A 5,802-nucleotide genomic window follows, 5' to 3' on the forward strand; every position below is an offset into this window, starting at 1 on the left:
GACACTGCTCGCGGCCGCGTCCGTGGTGATCGCTTTCGGCCCGGGATCGGTCGGTCCGACGGCGATCGCGGGGCTCGCCGTGACCGGTGTCGCCGTCGTCGCGATCCTGGCGAACGAATCCAACCGGGGGAATCCACCACCGGTCGGACGTGGGGCTTTTCGCGTCATCCTCGCGGTCGCGCTCGCCGATGTGGCGTTGCTGGTGGCGGCCGGACCCAACCTGGTCTGAAAACACCGGCTTCCAGCGCAACAGCCCGGAACCACCTGCCGGTCGCAACCGGTTCGAATGTCAAGCCCCGGCCCGACTGAAATCGATGCCGGACGGTGACTTTTATCAGACACAACGAAATCGCCAACAGGCGAACGTCATCCGACGGCCGATACTCATTATGAAAAGGACACGTAGAACCTCTACCTTGTGCTCGGTGTACGAAGGGGTAAAGCCGGATGTCCAGCCAGACACGAACGAACCCGGGCACCATCATCGGGCCGGAACCGTCAGCGCAGCTCCTTCGAACGGCCCGGCCACCTCGACAACGGCCGCACCCCGTACCGAAAATCACGACCACCAACCGGATGCACACGGCGGTGCTGACCGGGCAGGGTGCCGCGTTGCCGCCGCCGATGGGCCAGCAGGCACTGTGGGACGAAGTGTTCGCTCACCGTTACAATGACAATCGGACCGCCCAACGGATTTTTCTCGGTTGCGGCGTGAGCACCCGTCACGGTGTGGTGGATCCCCGGGTCGAGGACGCAAGCGAATGGACCACCGGCACCCGGATGCGCCGGTATGTCAGCGCGGCCCATCCGCTGGGCCGGGAGGCGGTGCGCAACGCGCTCACCGACGCCGGCCTGTATCCCGCCGACGTCGGATTGTTCGTCGTCGTCTCGTGCACCGGCTATGCAACCCCTGGCCTCGACATCGCGCTGGCCGCCGAGCTGGGGATGCCGCCCACCACCCAGCGGCTCTTCATCGGCCACATGGGCTGCTACGCGGCGCTGCCGGCGCTGTCGACGGCCACCGACTACGTGCGTGCGCGGGGACGACCCGCGGTGGTCCTGTGCGTCGAGCTGCCGTCGCTGCACGTGCAGCCGTTCGGTCCCGGGGCTGAGCGCGATGTCGAGCAGATCGTCGCGCACGCGCTGTTCGGGGACGCGGCCTGCGCCGTGGTCCTGGAACCGGATGTCGGCGGAGGGGATGTCAACGGAAGCCTGGAGGTCATCGACACCGAGTCCGTCACCGACCCGTCATCGGCGTCCCTGATGACCTGGACGGTCACCGACCACGGCTTCCGGATGGGCCTGTCGGCAAAGGTGCCCGACGTACTGGCACTGCATGTCGAGAAGGCGACCAGGACGCTCCTGGGCCGGCACGGACTTGACGTCGACGACGTCGCCGGGTGGGCGATACACCCCGGTGGGCCGCGCATCGTGAACGTGGTGGCGGAGAAACTCGGGTTACGCGCCGATCAGGCCGCCGCGAGCCATGAAATCCTCGACACCCGCGGCAACTGTTCGTCGGCGACGGTGCCGCTGGTTCTCCAGCAGCTTCGGCGGAACGCGCAGCTGCGCCCCGGCGACCCCGTGGTGGCGATGGCCTTCGGCCCTGGCCTGACCCTGTGGAACATGCTCCTGAGAGCACGTTGAACGCCCACCCCGAACGCCTACCATTACAAGATCACCGCCATTTCATGATCATCCATATTGCAAGATCGGCGTTTGTTTGTTGCTGTGTACGCCCAGCGGGCCGAAAAGCGTACCTACCGACAAACGTACGCCGATCATGATGCGGACGGGTCGAAAATCCTGCCGCCCTAGGCCGTGACCACCGCGATCAGTTTGCGTTTTTTGGGGATAGAAGAGATCTTTGTGCTCGTGCGCATGATGACGGTCGGCCAGGCATGGCTGACCACCGGGCAGGCCACGATGCTGCTGGGTACGTCCCGTCAACACGTGGTTGATCTATGTTGACGCGGGATGGTGCCGTTCGAGACGGTGGGCAGCCATCGGCGACTTCGCCGTGCCGACGTCGAGGCCTTCGCCGGCGGCACGCTGACCCGTGACCAGGCACGCGGGTTGTGGTTGCACCGCGCAGTGGCGGGCCGATTGGCGCTCGACCCCGACGGGACCTTGAACAAGGCACGAGCGAACCTGGAGAAACTGCAGCGGGTGCATCCGACCGGCATGGCGGCACGCTGGCTCGGCCAGTGGCAGGCAGCGCTGGACGCGGGGACCGAGGCCGTCTTCGACGTACTGGTGTCGCGGTCGCCACGGGCTGTTGAGCTTCGGCAGAACTCGCCGTTCGCCGGTGTGCTGTCCGAGCAGGAGCGACAGGCGGCCTTGGCCGCATTCCGTTCCTGGTGGCACCGCGAGCGCACCACGTGAGACGCGAACAACTCGAGCACGTACTCAGGGCGGCGTCAAGCATCGCCGCTGATCCAGAGATTCTCGTCATCGGCAGCCAGTCGGTTCTCGGGGCCATTCCCGAGGACTGACTACCGGAAGAATCGACAGCCTCGATCGAGGTCGACATCGCCTTCTTCGACGATGTCGACGATGTCGACGAGGCGAAGGCGGATCTGGTCGACGGTGCGATCGGCGAACTTTCACCCTTTCATGAAACATTCGGCTACTACGCCCAGGGCGTCAGCGTCTCGACCGCCGTACTGCCCGAAGGATGGCGTGAACGCATAATCATCGTGGAAACGCCGAATACAGCACTGGGACGAGGACACTGCCTGGACCCCCATGACTGCGTGGTGTCCAAGCTGGTAGCCGGACGAACGAAGGACTTCGCGTTCGCCGACGCCCTGGTTCACGAACGACCCGTCGATCCGAAGATTCTCCGCGACCGTATCGAGACACTCGAGACCCATCCGATGATCGTGCAACGACTCCGTTCTTGGGTTGCTGTGCATCTTGCCGCCTTGTAGCGTAACCATCAGCCACGCCGGCTCAGCGAAAATCGGCTCGCAGCCCACCCGCCACGCCGCCGCACCTACGAAGGCCTGCTCACAGCGACAGGCCGTGACGACTGATCGCTGATCAGATAACCATGGGTGACTCGCCGGAGTGTGGCGCAGCTCCGCCGAACGGCGACCATGCGCCTACCATTGCATGATCGGCGTTAGTTTGTTGCTGTGTACGCCCAGCGGGCCGAAAAGCGTACCTACCAACAAACTCACGCCGATCACGGCACAGGCGCGTCAATGATCGCCGCCGATCCGGCGATTTCTGGCTCTTGTGATAGATCACTTGGTGGTCCCCGCCGTGCGGACGACAGCTCAGTCGAACTCGACGTAGGAGTCCGACACCCAGCCGCGGTCGATCCGGTCCCACGCGGAATTGCCGCGTACTTCGGTACCCGACTCCTGATCAACAACGGTGATACGTGTTCCCCGTTGAGGCAACCGGCCGACTATCGGATGATTGGTACCAGGGCCGGAACGTATCCGCAGGAACGTTCCGGTTGTATGGGCCGGGCCCGTTCTTTTCGGACGTCGCGGGATCTCGGTGGGAGTCGGTCCGGGAGGTGCGGGAGGTGCGGGAGGTGCGGGGGTCGTCGGTATCGACGTTCCGTAGCTTTGGGACCGGCCAGGGCCGTCATAGATGACATCGAAGGGGACATCCCCGGCAAAAGGTGCGCCGAATATGGCTCCAGTGGCCTCCAACCTGGACATCGGAATCGTTTCGACCTGTGCGACGGCGCCGCCGAGAGCTCCCGGGCAGAAGTCGACCGTGTCGTGTACCGCAAAGATCAGACGTGGACTGATCACGACGTTCAGAGTGGCGCCGGTCGGATCCACCTGGTTGGTGACAACGACCTCGCCCCAGGCGTTACGGGTGTCCGGATCGACGCCGGAGCCGACGCCCCCGGCGATGTTGCCCGCGATCGTCGTGGCTGGGGCGTCGAAACTCATCTCGAGCGAGCCGCCCCGGTTGAGCAGCGTCCAGACAGTCCCCGGCGCCACCAGGTCGGACAGTGGAATTGTCACCGGTGTGTTGGGCGGCAGCAGCCGGGGCGAGGATCGCAGTACCGCCGCAGCCGCGTCGAGGAGCCCGGCCTCGGCATTCACAGACTTCGAGTGAGACCGGAAGCCTTCGACTATCTCGCCACCGGGCGTGGCAAACCTGCGAGCCGGACGCGGCAGCGGAAGTGCACGGGATAGATAATCCGACCAGATGCCGGCCGTCTCCGGCCCGAACATCGACGCGGCGTACGGCAGATAGCTGGCGGCGACGGCAGTATGGGCGGCTGTCGCCTCCCTCGCGGACGAATAGGGCGTGCACGGCGCACCGAGCAGAGGGGCAAGTGCCTGGCGCTGCACCACGACGGACCGATCGACCCGCGCGACACCGGTGCCCTCGTCGCACGAGCACCCGGCCGACATGGCGCATCCGCACCGCTGGACGGCGGGACCTGCCGTTACCCTGCCCGGTCTGGAGGGGTTCAGCAGGTGGGACACGGCAGTGTTGCCGGCTGCGGATTGAAGACCGAGAAGCCCGGCGGAACGGGAGGCCCGGTAGCCGGCACCCGATTCCGCGCGCCCCGGTCGGGTGCGCGGGACACGCGCTATTGGCCGAAGCGCAGGCGTGCGATGTTCCCACTCAGCCACCATCACCGCTCCCCTCCTCACGTCGAGATCCGGCAACCGCAACGAGGTCACCGGCTAGGCAGATGACCAATGCCACGGTCGCACCGGCGGTTGAACTCTGCTCTGCGCGGACCCGACGACCGGTTCCAAAACGGTATGCCGGTGGGCGTTTCCGAGCCGTGCGGACCGACACCCACTTCGACCTTGGCCCAACCTCCCCGCGGCGGAAGATCGAAGTAGTAATGCAGCACCTCCGAGGCGGGTACCGGCGGCCCACCGAAGTAGCCGAACTCGTTGTTGAAGTCCTGCAACTGTTGTTCCAGACCCACCCGGTCGTCTGCCGGAATCCGGTTCCACTGAGCACGGGTGACGATCGTTGCGTTGCCGAAGCCGAGCCGAGGATTGTCGTATACCAGCTGCTCGGTGGTGATCACCGGACGGCAACCTTCACCAAGCCCCTGCGGGGACTGCCCGGTCTGGCCGGTCTGGCCGGTGCCGGCCGGACGGGTCAGGTTCGCAATCAACGTACGTTCGAAACGGGCGCTCACCTGACACGACAGCATCACCAGACGAGCCGGTCCGTGCTGATCGCGCCATCGCATGAACGCCGGATCGCCCCCGAACAGCGCGTTGACGGCCGCCGCGTCATAGAAGCGGGCGTTACGCTGCCAGTCAGGTGGTGCCTGTGCTCCGAGTCGATCCTGGGAACCGTGGATCGCCAGCACCAGCGTCCACTCAGCGGTGTTGCGCATTCCCATGAGGATTCGTTTGACTGCTTCGAGATCGTCAGCGTAGGTGGCACCGCCCGCATCGATGCCGCGATCACGAACGACGATCGACACCAGGGCTGCGGGTGGCGCCTGCGGACGGCGTCGCCGCGCCTGCTGGCGCTGAATGACCAGTGCCGAAACGGCCTGGTTACCCGCGATCCGCTGAAGCTGCGCAAAGGAGCGGAACGTCGGTTCCGGCGCAGGCGGTGCGCATGCCGGCTGTCGCTCGACGAGCCGGCCTGCCATCAGCTGTCGCCTCATACGCACAGTATCGCACCCAAGATGCCAGACTCCGGTCCTGTCATCGTGAGGAGCCGCCGGAAACGCGACACTCTCCCGTAGGGGCGGCGGGTGACGGCTGGACGCGCCGGCTCATGGCGTCCCGACGGGCTCTGCGACCGTAGCGACGCCTCCCGCATCCCGCATCCGACCCTCCC

The 5,802-nt window shown here is 65.6% G+C and carries 6 protein-coding genes and 1 pseudogene; 4 read left to right on the forward strand and 3 right to left on the reverse strand.

From position 1 onward, the window contains the following. Together U9980_RS20360 and U9980_RS20365 are read left to right on the forward strand one after the other, a co-directional pair. Nucleotides 1-229, forward strand: a pseudogene (locus tag U9980_RS20360) (hypothetical protein); the annotation flags it as partial. A gap of 347 nt (nucleotides 230-576) precedes the next feature. Continuing rightward, nucleotides 577-1,647 carry a type III polyketide synthase gene (locus tag U9980_RS20365; protein WP_322769380.1) on the forward strand — a complete coding sequence of 357 codons (1,071 nt, stop codon included), beginning with the start codon at nucleotides 577-579 and terminating at the stop codon, nucleotides 1,645-1,647. Between the two features lie 48 nt (nucleotides 1,648-1,695). Here U9980_RS20365 and U9980_RS20370 read toward each other — a convergent pair whose 3' ends face one another. Beyond that, entirely contained in the window at nucleotides 1,696-1,953 is a 258-nt protein-coding gene (locus U9980_RS20370; RefSeq protein ID WP_322769381.1) for a hypothetical protein, read from the reverse strand. Between the two features lie 24 nt (nucleotides 1,954-1,977). On the opposite strand from U9980_RS20370, the gene U9980_RS20375 reads away from it, so the two are divergent. Further along, the gene (locus U9980_RS20375; RefSeq protein ID WP_322769382.1) at nucleotides 1,978-2,385 is read left to right on the forward strand and encodes a hypothetical protein; all 408 of its coding nucleotides are present in this window, start codon (nucleotides 1,978-1,980) and stop codon (nucleotides 2,383-2,385) included. Nucleotides 2,386-2,594: 209 nt separating this feature from the next. Further along, nucleotides 2,595-2,933, forward strand: a complete 339-nt coding sequence (locus U9980_RS20380; RefSeq protein ID WP_416210339.1) for a DUF6036 family nucleotidyltransferase — start codon at nucleotides 2,595-2,597, stop codon at nucleotides 2,931-2,933. 351 nt (nucleotides 2,934-3,284) lie between these two features. On the opposite strand, the gene U9980_RS20385 is transcribed toward U9980_RS20380, so the two are convergent. Beyond that, nucleotides 3,285-4,391, reverse strand: a complete 1,107-nt coding sequence (locus U9980_RS20385; RefSeq protein WP_322769383.1) for an SH3 domain-containing protein — start codon at nucleotides 4,389-4,391, stop codon at nucleotides 3,285-3,287. A gap of 272 nt (nucleotides 4,392-4,663) precedes the next feature. Further along, entirely contained in the window at nucleotides 4,664-5,611 is a 948-nt protein-coding gene (locus tag U9980_RS20390; RefSeq protein WP_322769384.1) for a hypothetical protein, read from the reverse strand. Nucleotides 5,612-5,802 lie beyond the last annotated feature (191 nt).

Source organism: Protofrankia sp. Cr1 (assembly GCF_963555865.1).
Lineage (GTDB): Bacteria > Actinomycetota > Actinomycetes > Frankiales > Frankiaceae > Protofrankia.